General features: G+C 73.2%; 16 protein-coding genes and 1 pseudogene. 13 read left to right on the plus strand and 4 right to left on the minus strand.

All coding sequences use genetic code 11. The features are described from left to right. Nucleotides 1-37 precede the first annotated feature (37 nt). Entirely contained in the window at nt 38-796 is a 759-nt protein-coding gene (gene prcA, locus J116_RS23415) for a proteasome subunit alpha (protein WP_023589519.1), read from the plus strand. A 106-nt stretch (nt 797-902) separates the two neighbouring features. On the opposite strand, the gene J116_RS23420 is transcribed toward prcA, so the two are convergent. Then, nucleotides 903-1928 carry a LacI family DNA-binding transcriptional regulator gene (locus J116_RS23420; RefSeq protein ID WP_023589520.1) on the minus strand — a complete coding sequence of 342 codons (1026 nt, stop codon included), beginning with the start codon at nt 1926-1928 and terminating at the stop codon, nt 903-905. A gap of 160 nt (nt 1929-2088) precedes the next feature. On the opposite strand from J116_RS23420, the gene J116_RS23425 reads away from it, so the two are divergent. The 12 genes and pseudogenes from J116_RS23425 (at nt 2089) to J116_RS23480 (ending at nt 14805) form a co-directional block, all read left to right on the plus strand. Next, nucleotides 2089-3372: an MFS transporter gene (locus J116_RS23425; RefSeq protein WP_023589521.1), complete on the plus strand. Its 1284-nt coding sequence runs from the start codon at nt 2089-2091 to the stop codon at nt 3370-3372. 9 nt (nt 3373-3381) lie between these two features. Next, on the plus strand, nt 3382-4743 hold the full coding sequence (gene pafA / locus J116_RS23430) for a Pup--protein ligase (protein WP_023589522.1): 1362 nt from the start codon (nt 3382-3384) through the stop codon (nt 4741-4743). Nucleotides 4744-4930: 187 nt separating this feature from the next. Beyond that, nucleotides 4931-5920, plus strand: a complete 990-nt coding sequence (locus tag J116_RS23435) for an FKBP-type peptidyl-prolyl cis-trans isomerase (protein WP_023589523.1) — start codon at nt 4931-4933, stop codon at nt 5918-5920. A 42-nt stretch (nt 5921-5962) separates the two neighbouring features. Continuing rightward, on the plus strand, nt 5963-6334 hold the full coding sequence (locus tag J116_RS23440) for an FKBP-type peptidyl-prolyl cis-trans isomerase (protein ID WP_023589524.1): 372 nt from the start codon (nt 5963-5965) through the stop codon (nt 6332-6334). 358 nt (nt 6335-6692) lie between these two features. After that, complete coding sequence (locus J116_RS23445; RefSeq protein ID WP_023589525.1) at nt 6693-7679, plus strand: helix-turn-helix transcriptional regulator; 987 nt, start codon at nt 6693-6695, stop codon at nt 7677-7679. A 39-nt stretch (nt 7680-7718) separates the two neighbouring features. Continuing rightward, complete coding sequence (locus tag J116_RS23450) at nt 7719-8675, plus strand: helix-turn-helix transcriptional regulator (RefSeq protein ID WP_023589526.1); 957 nt, start codon at nt 7719-7721, stop codon at nt 8673-8675. 60 nt (nt 8676-8735) lie between these two features. Then, nucleotides 8736-9008, plus strand: coding sequence for a CpXC domain-containing protein (locus J116_RS23455; RefSeq protein WP_023589527.1), 273 nt, complete (start codon nt 8736-8738; stop codon nt 9006-9008). 19 nt (nt 9009-9027) lie between these two features. Continuing rightward, nucleotides 9028-9219 (plus strand): annotated as a pseudogene (locus J116_RS23460) (hypothetical protein); the annotation flags it as partial. A 195-nt stretch (nt 9220-9414) separates the two neighbouring features. Then, nucleotides 9415-9693, plus strand: a complete 279-nt coding sequence (tatA, locus tag J116_RS23465; protein ID WP_023589529.1) for a Sec-independent protein translocase subunit TatA — start codon at nt 9415-9417, stop codon at nt 9691-9693. A gap of 87 nt (nt 9694-9780) precedes the next feature. Beyond that, nucleotides 9781-10725 (plus strand): twin-arginine translocase subunit TatC, encoded by a 945-nt coding sequence (gene tatC, locus J116_RS23470; RefSeq protein ID WP_023589530.1) that lies wholly within the window; start codon nt 9781-9783, stop codon nt 10723-10725. Between the two features lie 225 nt (nt 10726-10950). Next, on the plus strand, nt 10951-13779 hold the full coding sequence (locus J116_RS23475; protein WP_023589531.1) for a DEAD/DEAH box helicase: 2829 nt from the start codon (nt 10951-10953) through the stop codon (nt 13777-13779). Between the two features lie 195 nt (nt 13780-13974). Next, nucleotides 13975-14805, plus strand: coding sequence for a MerR family transcriptional regulator (locus tag J116_RS23480; protein WP_023589532.1), 831 nt, complete (start codon nt 13975-13977; stop codon nt 14803-14805). Nucleotides 14806-14944: 139 nt separating this feature from the next. Here the strand turns inward: J116_RS23480 and J116_RS28835 are convergent, their stop codons facing one another. The 3 genes from J116_RS28835 to J116_RS23495 form a co-directional block, all read right to left on the minus strand. Beyond that, nucleotides 14945-16621, minus strand: a complete 1677-nt coding sequence (locus J116_RS28835) for a hypothetical protein (protein WP_023589533.1) — start codon at nt 16619-16621, stop codon at nt 14945-14947. A 204-nt stretch (nt 16622-16825) separates the two neighbouring features. Next, on the minus strand, nt 16826-17665 hold the full coding sequence (locus J116_RS23490; RefSeq protein ID WP_023589534.1) for a siderophore-interacting protein: 840 nt from the start codon (nt 17663-17665) through the stop codon (nt 16826-16828). Between the two features lie 48 nt (nt 17666-17713). After that, nucleotides 17714-18622: a 5'-3' exonuclease gene (locus J116_RS23495; protein ID WP_028964447.1), complete on the minus strand. Its 909-nt coding sequence runs from the start codon at nt 18620-18622 to the stop codon at nt 17714-17716. Nucleotides 18623-18679: the final 57 nt, after the last annotated feature.

The raw sequence follows: 18679 nt of genomic DNA on the forward strand, positions 1-18679 counted from the left end.
GATGTTCTCGCCACTGACAGAAAGGGACGGATAGCCGGTGTCTACGCCGTTCTATGTCTCACCCCAGCAGGCCATGGCCGACCGGGCGGAATACGCCCGCAAGGGCATCGCGCGGGGCCGGAGCCTTGTTGTGATGCAGTACGCCGACGGCATCGTCTTCGTCGGCGAGAATCCGTCCCGCGCGCTGCACAAGTTCAGCGAGATCTACGACCGGATCGGCTTCGCCGCCGCGGGCAAGTACAACGAGTACGAGAACCTGCGCATCGGCGGCGTGCGGTACGCGGACCTGCGCGGATACACCTACGACCGTGACGACGTGACGGCCCGTGGACTGGCGAACGTGTACGCGCAGACGCTCGGCACGATCTTCTCCAGCGCGGGCGAGAAGCCGTACGAGGTGGAGCTGGTCGTCGCCGAGGTGGGCACGTCGCCGGAGGGCGACCAGATCTACCGCCTGCCGCACGACGGTTCGATCGTGGACGAGCACGGCTCGGTGGCCGTCGGCGGCAACGCCGAGCAGATCAGCAGCTTCCTGGACCAGCGGCACCGGGACGGGATGTCGCTGGCGGAGGCGCTGAAGCTGGCCGTGCAGGCGCTGTCGCGGGACACGAACGGCAGCGAGCGGGAGATCCCCGCCGAGCGCCTTGAGGTCGCCGTGCTGGACCGCACGCGTCCGCAGTCCCGGAAGTTCAAGCGCATCGTGGGTCGGCAGCTCGCGCGGCTGCTGGCGGCCGAGGAGCCCGCGACGGCCCCGACGGACGCCGCCGACGACGAGGCCGAGGGCGCGGAGGACTAGCCCTGCCCGGTGTCACGAGCCCCGGTCGGCCCCTCTGCGGGCAGGCCGGGGCTTCGGCGTACGCGGATGCGGGCGTCCGGCGGCGTACGCGGGGTGCTCGCCGGGCTCAGCCGGGTGGCGGCGGGGCGGTGGAGGCGCGGACGCGCAGGGTCACGGGCAGGTCGCCGTGGGGCGCGCTGCGGCCTTCCAGGACGGCGAGGAGGGCCTCCATGCCGCGCTCCCCGACCCGCTCGGCGGGCAGTGCGACGGTGGTCAGCTCCGGTTCGACGGCGGTGGCGAGGGCCAGGTCGTCGAAGCCGGTGACGGACACGTCCTCGGGGACGCGCAGGCCGAGGCGGCGTACGGCCTTGCAGGCACCGGCCGCGATGAGGTCGTCGTCGCACACCAGGGCGGTCGGGCGGGCGCCGGGCGCGGTCAGGGAGCGGGTGGCGGCCTGGCGGGCGCCGGGCACGTCGAGCGGCGCGGGCACGGTCCGTACGGTGACGCCGGGACGGTCGAGGGCGGTGGCGAGGGCCCGGGCGCGGACGTCGAAGGTCCAGGACGGCACGGCGGACGCGAGGTGGACGAACCGTCGGTGGCCCAGCGCGAGGAGATGGTCCGTCACCTGTCGCATGCCGTCCGCGATGTCGAGGTTGACCTGCGCGGCGGAGCCCGGGTCGGCGGGGTCGCTGTCGAGCATGACGAGCGGCAGGGCCGTGTCGCGGAAGGCGCGCAGGGCGTCGGTGGCCATGGAGGAGGCGATGATGCCGTCCAGGGCCGCGCGGGCCGAGGCGAAGGGGTCCCTTGCCGGGCCGATGCCCTCGGGTGAGGGGTAGAGGACGACGCCGATGTCATGGCGGGCGGCGACGGCGGAGGCGCCGGTGTAGACGCGCGCGAAGAACTCGTTGGTGAGCGCGGGGACGACGAGCAGCGCGGTGCGCGTACGGCCCAGGCGGAGGTTCCGGGCGGCGAGGTTCGGGCGGTAGCCGAGGCTGCGGGCCGTTTCGCGGACCAGGTCGGCGGTGCGCTCGGAGACCCGGCCGCGCCACTTGCCGCCCATGACGAGGGAGACGGTGGCCTGGGAGACGCCGGCGGCGGTCGCGACGTCGCGGCTGGTGGGCCGGGGCCCGCCGACGGGTTCCGGGGCCTTCACGCGCGTCCGCCTCCGTGGGTCTGTTCCGGGACCGCCGCGGGGCTGCGGGGCGGTCGCTCTGGGTGCGCGCGGGTGGACCCCGCGGCTGCGGACATGGTACGTATGACGTCCGACGTTATACGTAAAACCCCGGCGGGCCGCCGGGGAGGAGGAGCGGGCGATGGCTGCGGCGAGCGGCGGGTACGCCGACATACTCAGGGCCCCGCACGCGCTGCGGCTTCTGGTCGGCACGCTCGTCGGGCGGCTGCCGAACGGCACGGCGCACATCGCGATCGCGCTGTTCACGCGCGCGGAGGGCGGCAGCTACAGCCTCGCGGGCGCCCTCGCTGCCGTGTACGGGCTGGCGACGGCGGCGGGGCAGCCGCTGCTGGGCCGGGCCGTGGACCTGTACGGCCAGCCGCGGGTCCAGCTGCCCGCCGCGCTCGTCTCGGCGCTCGGCATGGCGTGGCTCGCGGTGGCCGGGACCGGCGCGCTGCCGGTCGCGTTCGCGGCGGTCGTCGTGGCCGGGTTCTTCACGCCGCCGCTGGAGGGCGGGCTGCGGGCGCTGTGGCCGAGCGTCCTGGGCGGCGGGGACCGGGTGCACCGCGCGTACGCCCTGGACGCCGTGGCGCAGGAGGTCATGTTCACCGTCGGGCCGCTGCTCGTGACCGTCCTCGTCTGGCTGTGGTCGCCCGCGGCGGCGCTGCTGGTGATCAACGTGGCCGGTGTCGTGGGCGCCCTGTCGGTGGTGGCGTCGGCGCCCTCGCGCGCGTGGCGTTCGGAGCCGCGCGAGGCGCACTGGCTGGGCGCGCTGCGCTCGCCCGGGCTGCTCGCGCTGCTGGCCGCGTTCTTCTTCGTGGGGCTCGCGATGGGGTCGATCACGGTTGCCGCGCTGGCCTATTCCGATCTGCACGGCGGCGACGCCGTGTACGGGGCGCTGATGGCGGCGCTCGGGGTCGGCGCGCTCGCCGGCGGGCTCGTGTACGGCGCGCGGTCCTGGGCTGGCGAGCCCGAGGCGCGGCTGCGGCTGCTGGTGGGGCTGCTGGCGCTCGGCTACCTGCCGCTGGTGCTGGCGCCCGGGGTGGCCGCGATGACGGCGCTGGCCGCCGTGGCGGGCGTCTTCCTGGCGCCGGCCATCGCCTGCGCGTTCATCGTCGTGGACCGGCACGCGCTGCGCGGCACGGTGACGGAGGCGTTCTCCTGGCTGGTGACGACCTTCGGCGTCGGCGCGGCGGTCGGCTCGGCCGCCGCGGGCCCCGCGGTCGAGCTGGCGGGGGTGCCGTGGAGCTTCGCGGTCGCCGGGGCCGGGGGAGCGGCGGCGCTGCTGGTGCTGGTGGCGACCCGGCGGGTGCTGGCCGTTCCGGCCGCCGCGGACCGGCCGGAAGCGGGAGAACCGGTGCGTGTATCGGAAAATGATCGAAACGGTACGGTCGAACCCGGTTTCAGCGGGGGCCGTCAGGCGTAATGTTCTGACATGGACCGCCGCATTTTCGGGCTGGAGAACGAGTACGGCGTCACGTGCACGTTCAGGGGACAGCGCCGACTGTCTCCTGACGAAGTGGCGCGCTACCTCTTCCGCCGTGTCGTGTCATGGGGCCGCAGCAGCAATGTCTTTCTGCGGAACGGCGCCCGCCTCTACCTCGACGTGGGTTCGCATCCGGAATACGCGACGCCGGAATGCGACAACGTGACCGAGCTGGTCACGCACGACAAGGCGGGCGAGCGCATTCTCGAAGGTCTGCTCGTGGACGCCGAACGCCGCCTGCACGAGGAGGGAATCGCGGGCGACGTCTACCTGTTCAAGAACAACACCGACTCGGCGGGAAACTCCTACGGCTGCCATGAGAACTACCTCGTGGCGCGGCACGGAGAGTTCTCGCGGCTCGCGGACATCCTCATCCCGTTCCTCGTCACCCGCCAGCTGCTGTGCGGCGCGGGCAAGGTGCTCCAGACCCCGCGCGGCGCCGTGTACTGCGTCAGCCAGCGCGCCGAGCACATCTGGGAGGGCGTCAGCTCGGCGACGACCCGCTCCCGCCCCATCATCAACACCCGCGACGAGCCGCACGCCGACGCCGAGCGCTATCGGCGGCTGCACGTCATCGTCGGCGACTCCAACATGTCGGAGACGACGATGCTGCTGAAGGTCGGCGCGACCGACCTGGTGCTGCGGATGATCGAGGCCGGCACGGTCATGCGCGACCTCACGCTGGAGAACCCGATCCGGGCGATCCGCGAGGTCAGCCACGACATCACCGGCCGCCGCAAGGTTCGCCTGGCCAGTGGCCGCGAGGCGTCCGCGCTGGAGGTGCAGCGCGAGTACTACGAGAAGGCGGCCGACTTCGTGGACCGGCGCGGCATCCGCACGGGCACGGTGGCGCAGGTCCTGGAGCTGTGGGGCCGCACGCTGGACGCCATCGAGGCGGAGGACCTGGACCGGATCGGCACCGAGATCGACTGGGTCATGAAGTACAAGCTGCTGGAGCGGTACCGGGCCAAGCACAACATGACCATGTCGCACCCGAGGATCGCGCAGATAGACCTCGCGTACCACGACATCCACCGCAGGCGGGGCCTGTACTACCTGCTGGAGAAGAAGGGGCAGGCGGCCCGCGTCTGCAACGACCTGAAGATCTTCGAGGGCAAGTCCGTGCCGCCGCAGACCACCCGGGCGCGGCTGCGCGGCGACTTCATCCGGCGCGCGCAGGAACAGCGCCGGGACTTCACGGTGGACTGGGTCCATCTGAAGCTGAACGACCAGGCGCAGCGCACGGTGCTGTGCAAGGACCCGTTCCGGTCGGTGGACGACCGGGTGGAGAAGCTCATCGCCGGGATGTGAGCGCGCGTCCGCGCCTCGGGCCCCGCACCGCTTCGTCCGGTGCGGGGCCCCGTGCGTGGGGGCCGGCTCCCGTGGGGGGGAACGTTGCGGAAGGGTACGCACGTTCCTCGTGCGGCACCTCCCGCACGCCGTAGAGTGGCGCGCACCCAACACAAGATCGATCCCCGACCAGATTACGAGGCTTCCCGTGCGTCGTCGCTCCCTCCTTCTCGCCGTGCCCGCCGGCCTGCTCACCCTGTCGGCCTGCGGCGACGACAAGTCAACCCAGGACAAGGACAAGGACCAGGTCGCCGAGAGCCCGTCGGCGCCGGAGCCGGGCGCCTCCGCGAAGGTCGTGGACGGGCCGCTGCCCGCCATCACGGGCGGGCAGAAGTTCGGTGAGAAGCCGACCGTCGCCAAGGGCTCCGGGAAGCCGTCCTCCGACCTGGCGGTGAAGACGGTCATCGCCGGTTCCGGCACGACGGTCGCCGAGGGCGACTACGTCCGGGCGCACTACCTCGGACAGATCTGGGACTCCGCGAAGGTCTTCGACAACTCGTACGACCGCAAGCAGCCCCTGGTCATCCAGCTCCAGCAGGGCGCCGTGATCGACGGCTGGCGCGTCGGTCTGACCGGCAAGAAGGCCAAGAGCCGCGTCGAGATGGCCGTCCCCCCGGCCCTGGGCTACGGCTCCGAGGGCCGCGGCGACATCAAGGGCACCGACACGATGGTCTTCGTCATCGACATCGAGGAGACCTTCAACGGCAAGTCCTCCGCCAAGGGCAAGGAGGTCCCGCAGGACGACGCTGCCCTCCCCAAGGTCGGCACCAACACCGACGGCAAGGCCCCCGCCGTCACCGTCCCCAAGGGCGCAGCGCCGAAGAAGCTCGTCGCGAAGTACGTCCTGGAGGGCGACGGCGAGGAGGTGCAGCCCACCGACAAGCTGCTCCTCCAGTACAAAGGCGTGCTGTGGAACGGCGGCAAGGAGTTCGACTCCAGCTACTCCCGCCAGCAGCTCGCCGCCTTCCCGCTCCAGCAGCTGATCAAGGGCTGGCAGGAGGGCCTCGCGGGCAAGAAGGTCGGCAGCCGCGTCATGCTGGTCGTGCCCCCGGACATGGGCTACGGCGACCAGGCCTCCGGTGAGATCCCGGCCAACTCCACGCTGGTCTTCACGCTCGACATCCTGGCGAAGATGTAAGACTGTGCGGGTTGTGCACAAGCGATCAACAGGAGCACTGACGTGAACATCGAGAAGCCCGAGGTCGACTTCCCGGGCGGCGAGCCGCCGGCGGAGCTGGAGATCAAGGACATCTGGGTCGGCGACGGTCCCGAGGCCAAGGCCGGCGACATGGTGAAGGTTCACTACGTCGGTGTGTCCTTCTCCTCCGGCGAGGAGTTCGACGCCTCCTGGAACCGCGGCACGCCGCTGCAGTTCCAGCTCGGTGTCGGCCAGGTCATCTCCGGCTGGGACCAGGGCGTCCAGGGCATGAAGGTCGGCGGCCGCCGCCAGCTGATCATCCCGCCGCACCTCGCCTACGGCGACCGCGGCGCCGGCGGCAAGATCGCCCCGGGCGAGACGCTGATCTTCGTCTGCGACCTCGTCGCGGTCTGATCCCGCCCCGCAGCCGGCGAGGGCCCGCACCACGGTGCGGGCCCTCGCCGCGTCCCTGCCGGAGCGTTGTACCGCTCGTGGAGCCGCAGGGGCGCGCGGTGTCGAGAGCTCGACCGCGGAGGCCTGAGGAACGACGGGGTGCCCCCGGACGGAGTCTGGGGGAGCCTGAGCACGGTCGGCCTCCCGGCACCCGCACGAAGCGCCCCGGTGGGGCCCCTGCCCGAGCGGAGCCGAGTTCGGGGGAGGAGCGGGCCGAGAAGAGGCGGAGGTGATTTGGGCGTGACTTTGGTGACGGCGTGCTCGGAGCGGTACGGTCATCGGGCGATTGGGACTCCATACGAAGAGGTGCTGGGCGTCGATGGCCATTGCCAAGGCCGAGCGGCTGATGAATCTCGCGCTGTGCCTGCTGGGCACGCGGCGGCCGCTCAGCAAGCGCGAGCTGCGCGGCTCCATCGAGGCGTACGTCGAGGCGTTCGGCCCCGGTGACGGCGGGCCCTCCCCGGCCGACGACTCCTTCAACCGCATGTTCGAGCGCGACAAGGACGACCTGCGCGAGCTCGGCCTGGTCATCGAGACCGTGGAGAACCTGGACGGCGAGACCGGCTACCTGGCCCGCCGCGACTCCAACCGCCTCCCGCCCATCCAGCTGGACGCCGAGGAGGCCGCCGCGCTCACCCTGGCAGCCAAGGTGTGGCAGCAGGCCCGCCTCGCCGGTGCGGCCAGCGGCGCCCTCCAGAAGCTCCGCGCCGCGGGCATGCCCGAGGCGGACGACCCGTACGACGACCGGCCCGGCGCGCTCGAACCGCGCATCCCGGTCCACGAGGCCGCCTTCGAGCCGCTGATGCTCGCCTGCCGCGACCGGCGCCCCGTCGTCTTCGAGTACCGCAAGTCCAACTCTGCCCACGCCGAGACCCGCCACGTCGAGCCGTGGACCCTGGAGTGCTGGCGCGGCCACTGGTACCTGGCCGGCTGGGACCGGGACCGCGGCGCCCAGCGGGTTTTCCGCCTCTCCCGCATCACCGGCAGGGTCCGCTCCCGCGCCGGGGCGTTCACCGCGCCCGTGCCGGACGTGTCCACCGTCCGCGAGGCCGTGGAGCGCTGGGCCGGGGAGAGCGCCACGCGCACCGCGCTGATCCGGCTGCGCGCCGACTGCGGCTACCCGCTGCGCGCCCGCGCCCTGACCGTATGGGACGGCGGCGACGGCTGGGACGAGCTGGAGATTCCGTACGGGCACGGCTTGGACGCGTGGCTCGTCGAGTTCGGCCCCGACGTCGTCGTACGGGAACCGGCGGACCTGCGCGCCGACGTGGTGGACCGGCTGCGCGCCGTCGCCAAGGGCAGCTGACCGGCGGGTATCGAGGGAAACGGACGGACCGAGCGAGCGATGGCCACCAACGCGATCGACCAGACCAGGCGGATGCTCTCCCTGGTGACCTATCTGCGGGAACGCCCCGGCGCCCACGTCGGCGACGTGGCCCGCGCCTTCGGCATCACCGAGGCCGAGCTGATCGCCGACCTCGACGTCCTGCCCATGTGCGGCACCAGCTTCCGCGGCGGTGACCTGCTCGACATCGACACGGACGGCGAGCAGATCTGGTGGCACAACGCCGACGACGTGGCCGAACCGCTGCGCATCGCCGCCGACGAGGCGACCGCCCTGCTCGTCGCCGCCCGCGCCGTCGCCACCCTGCCGGGGCTGCGGGAGAGCGACCGCGAGGCGCTGCTGCGCGCCACCGCCAAACTGGAGGCCGCCGCAGGGGAGGCCGCCGGTGCCAGCTCCCGGCTGTCGGTCACCTTCGAGTCCGAGGGCGGTGTCTTCGCCGAGGCGGACCGGGCCATCTCCGAGCGGCGCCGGGTGTGGCTGCGCTACTACTCCCCGGCGCGCGACGAGCTGACGGAGCGTGAGGTGGACCCGATCCGCCTGTTCGCCGTCGGCCACACGTACATGGAGGCGTGGTGCCGGCTGTCCGAGGCGCGGCGCACCTTCCGCCTCGACCGGGTGGCGGAGATCCGCATCCTGGACGAGCCGTCCGCGCCCCCGGAGATCGAGCTGCGCGACCTGTCGGAGGGCCTGGTCCAGCCGTCCGCCGACGACCCCGAGGTCGTGGTCGAGGTCGGCCCGGGCGGCCGCTGGGTCGCCGAGTACTACCCGCACGACAGCGCCGACGAGCTGCCCGACGGCGGTCTGCGCATCACGCTGCGCACCCCCGACCCGGCCTCGCTGCGGCGGCTGGCGCTGCGCCTGGGGCGGGACGGGCGGATCGTGTCCCCGGAGGGGCTCGCCGAGAGCGCCCGCCGCGCGGCGCGCGAGGCGCTCGCCGCGTACGAGGTCCAGGACTGACGCCGCGGGGGCCGGGACGGGAACCGCGGACACGGGAAGACGGGAAAGGGAGAGGAAGCCATGGGGGACACGGGGAACACGACTCTGCTGCCCGGCATCCCGCAGCCGCGCCGCACGGTCCTCTTCAAGGCCGCCTGCCCCGAATGCCGCGCCCGTTTCGAACTGTCCCCGGGCTCTCTGCGGCTGGCCATCGGCGCCAGCCGCCGTACCACCTTCTACTCCTTCACCTGCCCCGAGTGCGGGTCGTCGGTCCGCAAGCCCGCCGGGGAGCGGATCGTCGAGCTCCTCACCGGCGGCGGGGTGCGGACGCTGCGGCTCCACTCCACCGTCTGACACCGTCTAGGCTCTGCCCATGTTCTGGCCCATGTTCGCCGTCGCCCTGGGGTTCCTCGGGATCGCCGTCCTCGGTGTCCTCGGCATCCGGGTGTTCACCGAGGCCCAGCGCCTCGGCCGTCAAGTGACGCGCACCACACAGCGGATCAACAGCGCCGCCGAGGAGCTGGAGAAGGCGGCCGTCAACCTCGCCCGGACGAGCGACAGTCTGCCGCGCCGCCCGGCCCCGGCCGACCCGGCCGGTACGACCCGCACACCGCCCCGCTGACTTCCGCACCCGGGGTACGCCGGGGGATTGCCGTGCGTTCACCGGCGAGGGTTACGATGAATTCCCGCGCGGGCGGCCGGCAAGTCATGCGTCCGCACCGCTCCGGTACAGGTGACCTCGGTCAGAAGGTAGGCACTCATGGGACAGATCGGCGTCTGGCAGGCGGTCATCATCGTGGGGATCATCGTCCTCCTCTTCGGAGCCAAGAAGCTCCCGGAGGTCGCCCGCTCGCTGGGCAAGAGCGCCCGCATCCTCAAGAGCGAGGCCGCCGCGATGAAGAACGAAGGCGCCAAGGACGACGCGTCGCAGGCGGGCACCGCCGAGCAGACCGCCGCACCCAGGACCATCCAGGCCGCTCCCGGGGACGTCGCGTCCGCCCGCCCGGTGGAGGAGCCCAAGCGGACCGCCCAGGGCTGACGCCCCGGCGTACGCGGTTCACGGTTCACCACAGGCACACGGGTGGCCGCCCGGACGGACGGCCGCCCTCGGAGAGAAGGACGTGGGTTGCTCAAGTCTGCCCGCAAGAAGCCCAAGGACCCCGAGGGGCGGATGCCCCTCGTCGAGCATCTGCGTGAGCTCCGTGACCGGCTGGTCAAGTCCCTGCTGGCCTTCATCCCGCTGATGATCGTGGCGCTGTTCTTCTCCAAGGACATCGCCGAGTTCCTGAGCTCTCCCGTGCCCCGGTGTACGAGCGAGCTCGAGGCGGCCGCACGCGAAGGCCGCTGCGCCGTGCTCTCGCAGATCGGCATCACGTCCCCCTTCACCACGTACGTCAAGGTCGGCATCATGGCGGGGCTCGTCGGGTCCGCCCCGGTCTGGCTGTACCAGCTGTGGGCGTTCATCGCGCCCGGTCTGCACAAGAACGAGAAGAAGTACGCGGTCTCCACGGTCGTGATCGGTACGCCGCTGTTCTTCGCGGGCGCCTACCTCGCGTACTGGATCCTTCCGCACGCGGTGCCGCTGCTCCTCAGCTTCAGCGTCGACGGCTCGGTGAACTACATCACCGTCGACGACATGATCGGCATGACGGTCAAGCTGGTCCTCGCCTTCGGCATCGCCTTCCAGCTGCCGCTGCTGCTCGTCCTGCTCAACCTGGGCGGTGTCGTCAGCGGCAAGAAGATGCTCGGCTGGTGGCGCGGCATGGTGATGTGCATCGCGATCTTCTCGGCGGTCGTCACGCCGACCGACCCGCTGTCCATGATCGCGCTTCAGCTTCCCCTGACGGCGCTGTACTTCGGTGCCGTCGGCTTCGCCCTCCTCAACGACCGCCGCCGACGCCGCAAGGAAGGCCCCGAGCTGGCCGACGACGAGGCGTCACCGCTCGACCTCAGGCCCGAGCCGATCACCCCCGTCGAACCGGTCGCCACGCCCGCCCTGCCCGAGCAGGCCAGCGGACCGGCCGACACGGCCCCCGCCCGCCGCGTCAACGGCTACGACGACGTCACCTGAGCCCGAACCCCGGGGGCCGGGGCCGGACTTGGGCCCGGATACCGGCCCGGACCCGCACCCCGCCTCCACCCGGACACCGACGGCCGGCCGCGCACAACGCGTGGCCGGCCGCTCACCGTACGCGGCCGCGGTGACGCGTCCGCGGACGGTCCGTGAGCGGTGGCGGGAGGAGTCGAATAAACGCTGAGCTGACTGTCAGCACCGGCGGGTAGTCTCGATAACAAGATGACAGACGACCTCACACCCGCGGAAGCGTACGCGGCCGCCCGGCGCCGGGCGGCCGAGGAGGCCACCGCGCTCCACGCCTTCCGCGCTCTCTACGACTTCGAGCTGGACCCGTTCCAGATCGAGGCATGCCAGGCCCTGGAGACGGGCAAGGGCGTGCTCGTCGCGGCGCCGACCGGCTCGGGCAAGACCATCGTCGGCGAGTTCGCCGTCCACCTCGCCCTCGCGCAGGGCCGCAAGTGCTTCTACACGACGCCGATCAAGGCCTTGTCGAACCAGAAGTACACCGACCTCGTCAAGCGCTACGGCCCCGGCAAGGTCGGCCTGCTCACCGGCGACAACAGCGTCAACTCCGACGCCCCGGTGATCGTCATGACCACCGAGGTCCTCCGCAACATGCTGTACGCGGGGTCCCAGTCGCTGCGCGGCCTGGGCTATGTGGTCATGGACGAGGTGCACTACCTCTCCGACCGCTTCCGGGGCGCCGTCTGGGAAGAGGTGATCATCCACCTTCCCGAGTCCGTGACGCTCGTCTCGCTCTCCGCGACGGTCTCCAACGCCGAGGAGTTCGGCGACTGGCTGGACACGGTCCGCGGCGACACCGAGGTGATCGTCTCCGAGAGCCGGCCCGTCCCGCTGTGGCAGCACGTCCTCGCGGGACGCCGGATCTACGACCTCTTCGAGGAGGAGACCGACCACGGCGGCCGCGGCGTCACCCGCCGCGAGGTCAACCCCGACCTGGTGCGCCTCGCCCGCATGGAGAACTCGCGCACGTACAACCCGCGCGACCGGCGGCGCGGCAAGATGGTCCGCGAGGCCGACCGGGAGCGGGAGCGCCGCCAGCGGTCGCGGATCTGGACCCCGGGACGCGCCGAGGTCATCGAGCGGCTCGACGCCGAGGGCCTGCTGCCGGCCATCACGTTCATCTTCAGCCGCGCCGGCTGCGAGTCCGCCGTCCAGCAGTGCCTCTACGCGGGTCTGCGGCTCAACGACGAGGACGCCCGCGCCCGGGTCCGCGAGATCGTCGAGGAGCGCACGGCGTCCATCCCCACCGAGGACCTCCACGTCCTCGGGTACTACGAGTGGCTGGAGGCGCTGGAGCGGGGCATCGCCGCGCACCACGCGGGCATGCTGCCGACGTTCAAGGAGGTCGTGGAGGAGCTGTTCGTCCGGGGTCTCGTCAAGGCGGTCTTCGCCACGGAGACTCTGGCGCTCGGCATCAACATGCCGGCCAGGTCGGTCGTCCTGGAGAAGCTCGTCAAGTGGAACGGCGAGCAGCACGCCGACATCACGCCCGGCGAGTACACACAGCTCACCGGCCGAGCGGGCCGGCGCGGCATCGACGTCGAGGGCCACGCCGTGGTGCTCTGGCAGCGCGGCATGGACCCGGCGCACCTCGCGGGCCTGGCCGGGACGCGCACGTACCCGCTGCGCTCCAGCTTCAAGCCGTCGTACAACATGGCGGTCAATCTGGTGGACCAGTTCGGCCGGCACCGGTCGCGGGAGCTGCTGGAGACGTCGTTCGCCCAGTTCCAGGCGGACCGGTCCGTCGTCGGCATCTCCCGGCAGGTCCAGCGCAACGAGGAGGGCCTGGAGGGTTACCGCCAGGGCATGACCTGCCACCTCGGGGACTTCGAGGAGTACGCGCGGATGCGGCGCGAGCTGAAGGACCGGGAGAACGAGCTGGCCAAGCAGGGTGCCGCCCAGCGGCGCGCCGCCGCGGCCACCTCCCTGGAGCGGCTCAAGCCCGGTGACGTCATCCATGTGCCGACCGGCAAGTTCGCCGGGCTTGCGCTGGTGCTGGACCCGGGGCTGCCCGCCGGGCGGTCCAACGGGCACCGGGGCTTCGACTACCAGGACGGTCCGCGCCCGCTGGTCCTCACCGCGGAGCGGCAGGTCAAGCGGTTGGCGTCGATCGACTTCCCCGTGCCGGTGGAGCCGCTGGAGCGGATGCGCATCCCGCGCTCGTTCAACCCGCGCTCCCCGCAGTCCCGCCGCGACCTCGCGTCGGCGCTGCGGACCAAGGCCGGGCACATCGTGCCGGAGCGGCAGCGCAAGCAGCGGTCCGCGGCGGTGGACGACCGGGAGATCACGAGGCTGCGCGCCGCGCTGCGGGCGCACCCCTGCCACGGCTGCGACGAGCGGGAGGACCACGCCCGCTGGGCGGAGCGGTACCACCGGCTCCAGCGGGACACGCGGCAGCTGGAGCGGCGCATCGAGGGCCGTACCAACACGATCGCCCGCACCTTCGACCGGATCGTCGCACTGCTGACGGAGCTGGACTACCTGCGCGCGGACGAGGTCACCGAGCACGGCAAGCGGCTCGCGCGGCTCTACGGCGAGCTGGACCTGCTGGCCAGCGAGTGCCTGCGGGAGCGCGTCTGGGAGGGGCTGGACCCGGCCGAGCTCGCCGCGTGCGCGTCTGCGCTGGTGTACGAGGCACGGCAGTCCGACGACGCGGTCGCGCCGAAGGTGCCGACTGGCCGGTCGAAGGCCGCGCTGGGCGAGATGGTCCGCATCTGGGGCCGCCTGGACGCCCTGGAGGAGGAGTTCCGGGTCAAGCAGGCGGAGGGTGTCGGGCAGCGCGAGCCGGACCTCGGCTTCGCCTGGGCGGCGCACCAGTGGGCGTCCGGCAAGGGCCTGGACGAGGTGCTGCGCGAGGCGGAGATGCCGGCCGGCGACTTCGTGCGCTGGTGCAAGCAGCTCATCGACGTGCTGGGCCAGATCGCGGCGGCTGCGCCGCACGAGGACAGCACCGTCGCCAAGAACGCCCGCAAGGCGGTCGACGGGCTGCTGCGGGGCGTCGTCGCGTACAGCTCGGTGAGCTGAGGCCCGTACGACGGACAAGGGCCCGGCCGGGGTTTCTCCGGCCGGGCCTTCGCCGTTCACAGGCCGGGCGGGGTCTGTCGTGGGCGGTAGCCCAAGGCATGCGGATAGTGGCGCTTTCCGCTGTCCGATAGCGTTGCCGTCCGAGGTGGGTCGTGCCTCGGCAAGGGCGGGGTGCGGTCGGGAGCGAAGGGGTGAGTGCGCGTGCGCGTGGGCGAGTTGAGCCGCAGGACCGGCGTGTCGGTGCCGACGATCAAGTACTACGTACGGGAGGGGCTGCTGCCCGCCGGTGAGCTGAGCAGCCCCAACCAGGCCCGGTACGACGAGTCGCACGTCCGAAGGCTGCGGCTGGTGCGGGCGCTCATGGACGTGGGCGGGCTCTCGGTGGCCGCCATCCGGGACGTGCTGGACGCCGTGGAGGACCCCGGGCGCTCGGTGCACGACCTGCTGGGCGCGGCGCACGGGCGCATCGCGCCGCGCGAGGACGGACCCGACGACGCGGCGCGGGAAGCCGCGGTCAGGCAGGCGGCCGCGCTGATCGCCCGCCGGGGGTGGCGGGTGGACGACGGGTATCCGGCGGCCCGTTCGCTGGCCGACGCGCTCGCGGCGATGTTCCGGCTGGGGCACGAGCGGTTCGCGGAGGTGTCGTTGGACCCGTACGCGGAGGCGGCGGAGCGGGTCGCCGAGGCGGACATGGCGTACGTGGCGCGTGAGGTCGTGCGGGAAGACCTGGTGGAGAGCACCGTGGTGGGCACGGTCCTGGGCGACGCCGTGTTCACCGCGCTGCGGCGCCTCGCCCAGGCGGACGCCTCGGCCCGCCTGTACGACACGGCCGCCCCGGACGACGCGTCGGCGCCCGCGGCCGGCACGGAAGGTGCGGGCGGTGAGGGCGGTCCCGGCGGTGCGGACGAGGCGGCTGCGCGGGGTGCGAGCCGTACGGGCGGCGCGGACGCGGCTGGGGGTTCCGGCGGCGCGGGCGGTGCGGACGCGGCTGGGGGTTCCGGCGGCGCGGGCGGTGCGGCTGGTTAGGCGCCCGCGCGGCGCCGGACCTCGCGGCGGCCGTGCGGGGGTGCGCGGGGCCCGGGACCGCGGGTGCCGGTACGGGAAGGGTCCCCGCCGAGGAGCGGGGACCCTTCCCGTACCGGACCGCGGGCGTCGCCCGCCGTGCCTAGGTGCTGTCGGTGCGGGGGGCCGGCTTCCGCTGTCGGCGCATCAGGGCGAGGCCCGTCAGGAGCGCCGTGAGCATCGCGGAGGCCACCGCCGTGGCCCCGGCCCAGGCCCAGGCGTGGCCCACGCTGTTGCCCAGCAGGGCGACCCCGCTGCTGCCCGCCATACCGTGGACGGCCACCACGCAGATGGACAGCGCGGCCGCGGACGCCCAGACCCGTACGGTCTCCCGCACGATCAGCCACTCGCCGAGCACCAGGCAGAGCAGGGCGATGGTGAAGACGAGGCCGTCCGCGTACCCGCCGGACCACAGGGCGCCGAAGTCCCTGGGGAGATGGATCACGCCGCACGCGAACAGCGTCGCCGCGGCGAGCCAGCGCAGGCCGGAGCGCTGCGCGGGGCCGTCCGCCTCGTTGTCCCGTGCGGAGGTCAGCGTCGGGGCGGGCGCCGAGGCCGTCGCCGTCGTCGTCGTCGCCGCGGAGCGGGGCGGGCGGAGGCAGGGGTCCTGCGGGACGGCCTGGCCTCCGGCCGTCGCCGCTCCCGGCGCCACCGCGTCCGGGGAGAGGGGGCGGCCCTGGGCGGTGCCCAGGATGCCGACCAGCTGGACGACGTCCTCGATGGGCCGTCCGACGGCCGCGGCACGGAGCGTCGTGTCGTTCTCGTCGAGCGTGTGACCGGCTTCGTTGAGCAGTGCGACCAGCTGGCGGACCTCGTCGAGAGGCCGGGCCACCGCGGCGGCGCGCAGCGCCTCGTCCGCGGGGCTGTCCACGGCCTTGGCGTCCTTGAGCTGGGTGACCAGCGCGACGACCTCCTCCAGCGGGCGGTAGGTGGCCGCCGTCCAGATGAGGGTCCGCATGCGCTCGTCGCTGTCCTCGTCCTCGGCGTCCGGGCGGTCGTCCGCGTCTTCCGCGTCCGCCCCCTTGGTCTCGCCGAGCATCGCCTCGACGAGCGCGGCGTCCGCCGCCGGGTGACCGGCCGGGCCGTCGTGGGCGTCGGCGCCACCGGCCCGGACGCCGGGCTCCTCCGGGGCGCTGGTGAGGGTGGGGCGGGCGGGGGCGTCCCGGCCGACCGGGCGGGTGATGCCGTCGGGGGCTCCGAAGCCGCCGGGGCGCTCCTCGGGGCGGCCGGTCCCGGAGGGGGCCCGCAGGCCGCCGGAACGGGTGAGGGCGTCCCGGTCGGACGCGGTCACGTCGTCGGTCGTGTCGTCGGTCGTGCCGCCGTGCGAGACGATGCCGCCGGGCGTCACCGTCATGCCCGCGGGCATGGCGTGCGCGGTGTTCGCGCCCCCGATGCCGCGGGGCGCGGTGCCGTGGCCCGGCGGGAGCGCGGGCACGGGGGGTACCGCACCGGCCCGTGCTTCGTCCGTGCGTACGCCCGCCTGTGCGCCCGTGCCCCGGGCCGTGCCGGGCCCGTGGGCCGGGGCGGCGCTCGCGTACGAGGGCGAGGCCGACCGCATCGGCGTGAACCCGCCTGTCCTGCGGGTCGTACCGGCCGTGGGCGTATGCGCGGGGGCCGGGCGCGCCGGTGCGGGGCGCGGCGTCTCCAGGGGGACGGCTTCGACGGGCACGGCGCCGGGCGGCGCGCCGAAGGGCCTCGCTATGGAGGCCGCCGCGTCGGGCGGCTGCTCCGGCCCGGGGGCCGCACCAGCGGCGTGGAACGTGGGATCGTCGGTGGTCATGGCGTGGCTCCGTTCGCCGGACTCCGGTGAGGCACACACCGTGTCGGTCCTCGTGCGCCGACCTGGCGCGCGGTCTGCTCCATGTAAGAGGCAAACCGCACCATTGCGCCATCAGGGAAAGGCGGACGGGTTACCACACCCCGCCAGGCGGGCCCGCACGGGGGAATCCGCGGGCCCGGTCACGCCGTGGCGGGAACCGGCCGATCAGGCGGACTGCTCCTCGCGCTCCACCTGGGCGTTCCACTCGCGCTTGACCGCGCGCCACGCCTCGTCGGACTTGCCGAGACGCCAGTACCCCGAGATCGACAGCCGCTCCAGCGGGATGCCGCGCTCCGTGCGCAGATGGCGGCGCAGCTCCCGCACCGCGCCCGCCTCGCCGTGGACGAACGCGTGGACCGTGCCCTCCGGGAAGTCCAGGCCCCGCACCGCCTCGACCAGCGCCTGGCCGACCGGGCGGCCGCGCCGGGGGAGCCAGCGCACCTCCGCGCCGGCCGGGGCGGCGATCTTCAGCTCGTCGTCCTCACCGTCCACCTCGATGAACGCGTGCGCGACGGCCCCTTCCGGCAGCCCCTCCAGGGCCGCGGCGATCGCCGGCAGGGCGCTCTCGTCGCCCACGAGCAGATGCCAGTCGGCCGCCGGGTCCGGCGCGTAGCCGCCGCCCGGGCCCAGGAAACGGACCGTCTCGCCGACCCGCGCCCGCGCCGCCCACGGCCCGGCGAGACCCTCGTCGCCGTGCACCACGAAGTCGATGGTCAGCTCCCGCTGCACCGGGTTCCAGGCGCGCACCGTGTACGTGCGCTGCGCGGGCCACTGGTCGCGCGGCAGCTCCTCGCGAATCCGCTCCAGGTCGAACGGCTCCGGGTACGTCACGCCCTCCGGAGCGAACAGGATCTTCACGTAGTGGTCGGTAAGACCGCTCGTGGCGAAGGCGTCCAGTCCGTCGCCGCCGAGCACGATCCGCACCATGTGCGGAGCGATCCGCTCGGCGCGCACCACCCGTGCCTCGTGGGCCTTCGGTGTCCTGCGGGACGGCTCATCCGCCACGGCGTACTCCCCGGAAAGTGGTTGCTTAGGTATGCCTAAGCTAACACTTCATCGGGGGAGAACGGCGAGCAGCCGCTCCAACGACCCTCCGAGACCCCACGTTTCGGCCAGCTTCCGCACCGCCTCCGGGTCCTTCGGGCCCGCCGGGAGCGCCGGGTCGAACGGCGGCAGCGGAACGTCGTCCGCGACCCGCACCACCTTCGGCGCGACCGCCAGGTACGGCCGCGCCTCGTCCAGGCGGCGGCGCTGCGCCGGGGTGAGCCTCGACGCCGGGTCGTCCACGGCGGCCATGATGCCCGCCAGGTCCCCGAACGCCTCCAGCAGCTTCGCCGCCGTCTTCTCGCCGACCCCGGGCACCCCCGGCAGCCCGTCGCTCGGGTCACCTCGCAGCGTGGCCAGATCCGCGTACCCCGGCCCGTCCACGCCGTACTTCCCGCGCAGCCACTCCTCGTCCACCGCCTGGAGCGTGCCGACGCCCTTCACCGGATACAGCACCCGCACCCCGCGCGCGTCGTCCACCAGCTGGAACAGGTCCCGGTCGCCCGTCACGATGTCCACGGGGCCCGGCGCCCGGCCCGCGAGCGTGCCGATCACGTCGTCCGCCTCGTACCCGGCGACGCCCACCCGCGCGATGCCCAGCGCGTCGAGCACCGCCTCGATCACCGGCACCTGCGGCGACAGCGTGTCCGGCACCTCCTCCTCGTCCGGCGCGCCCGGTCCCGTCTCCACGGCGACCCGGTGCGCCTTGTACGACGGGATCAGCTCGACCCGCCAGGCCGGCCGCCAGTCGGCGTCCATGCAGGCCACGAGGTCGTCCGGGTGGTGGTCCTGTACCAGCCGGGCGATGAAGTCGAGGAGCCCGCGCACGGCGTTGACCGGCGTGCCGTCCGGGGCGCGCACCGAGTCGGGGACCCCGAAGTAGGCCCGGAAGTACAGGGAAGCGGTGTCGAGGAGCATCAGGCGTCGCGTCACACCCCGCATGATGCCGTACGTCACCGACAGGCCACGCGTCGC

The organism is Streptomyces thermolilacinus SPC6, assembly GCF_000478605.2.
Classification (GTDB): Bacteria; Actinomycetota; Actinomycetes; order Streptomycetales; family Streptomycetaceae; genus Streptomyces; species Streptomyces thermolilacinus.

Coding starts and splice junctions, on each gene's coding strand:
- J116_RS23425 (WP_023589521.1), top strand. CDS start 2,089: ATGGCTGCGGCGAGCGGCGGGTACGCCGACATACTCAGGGCCCCGCAC.
- pafA (WP_023589522.1), top strand. CDS start 3,382: ATGGACCGCCGCATTTTCGGGCTGGAGAACGAGTACGGCGTCACGTGC.
- J116_RS23445 (WP_023589525.1), top strand. CDS start 6,693: ATGGCCATTGCCAAGGCCGAGCGGCTGATGAATCTCGCGCTGTGCCTG.
- J116_RS23450 (WP_023589526.1), top strand. CDS start 7,719: ATGGCCACCAACGCGATCGACCAGACCAGGCGGATGCTCTCCCTGGTG.
- J116_RS23455 (WP_023589527.1), top strand. CDS start 8,736: ATGGGGGACACGGGGAACACGACTCTGCTGCCCGGCATCCCGCAGCCG.
- tatA (WP_023589529.1), top strand. CDS start 9,415: ATGGGACAGATCGGCGTCTGGCAGGCGGTCATCATCGTGGGGATCATC.
- J116_RS23475 (WP_023589531.1), top strand. CDS start 10,951: ATGACAGACGACCTCACACCCGCGGAAGCGTACGCGGCCGCCCGGCGC.
- J116_RS28835 (WP_023589533.1), bottom strand. CDS start 16,621: ATGACCACCGACGATCCCACGTTCCACGCCGCTGGTGCGGCCCCCGGG.
- J116_RS23495 (WP_028964447.1), bottom strand. CDS start 18,622: ATGCTCCTCGACACCGCTTCCCTGTACTTCCGGGCCTACTTCGGGGTC.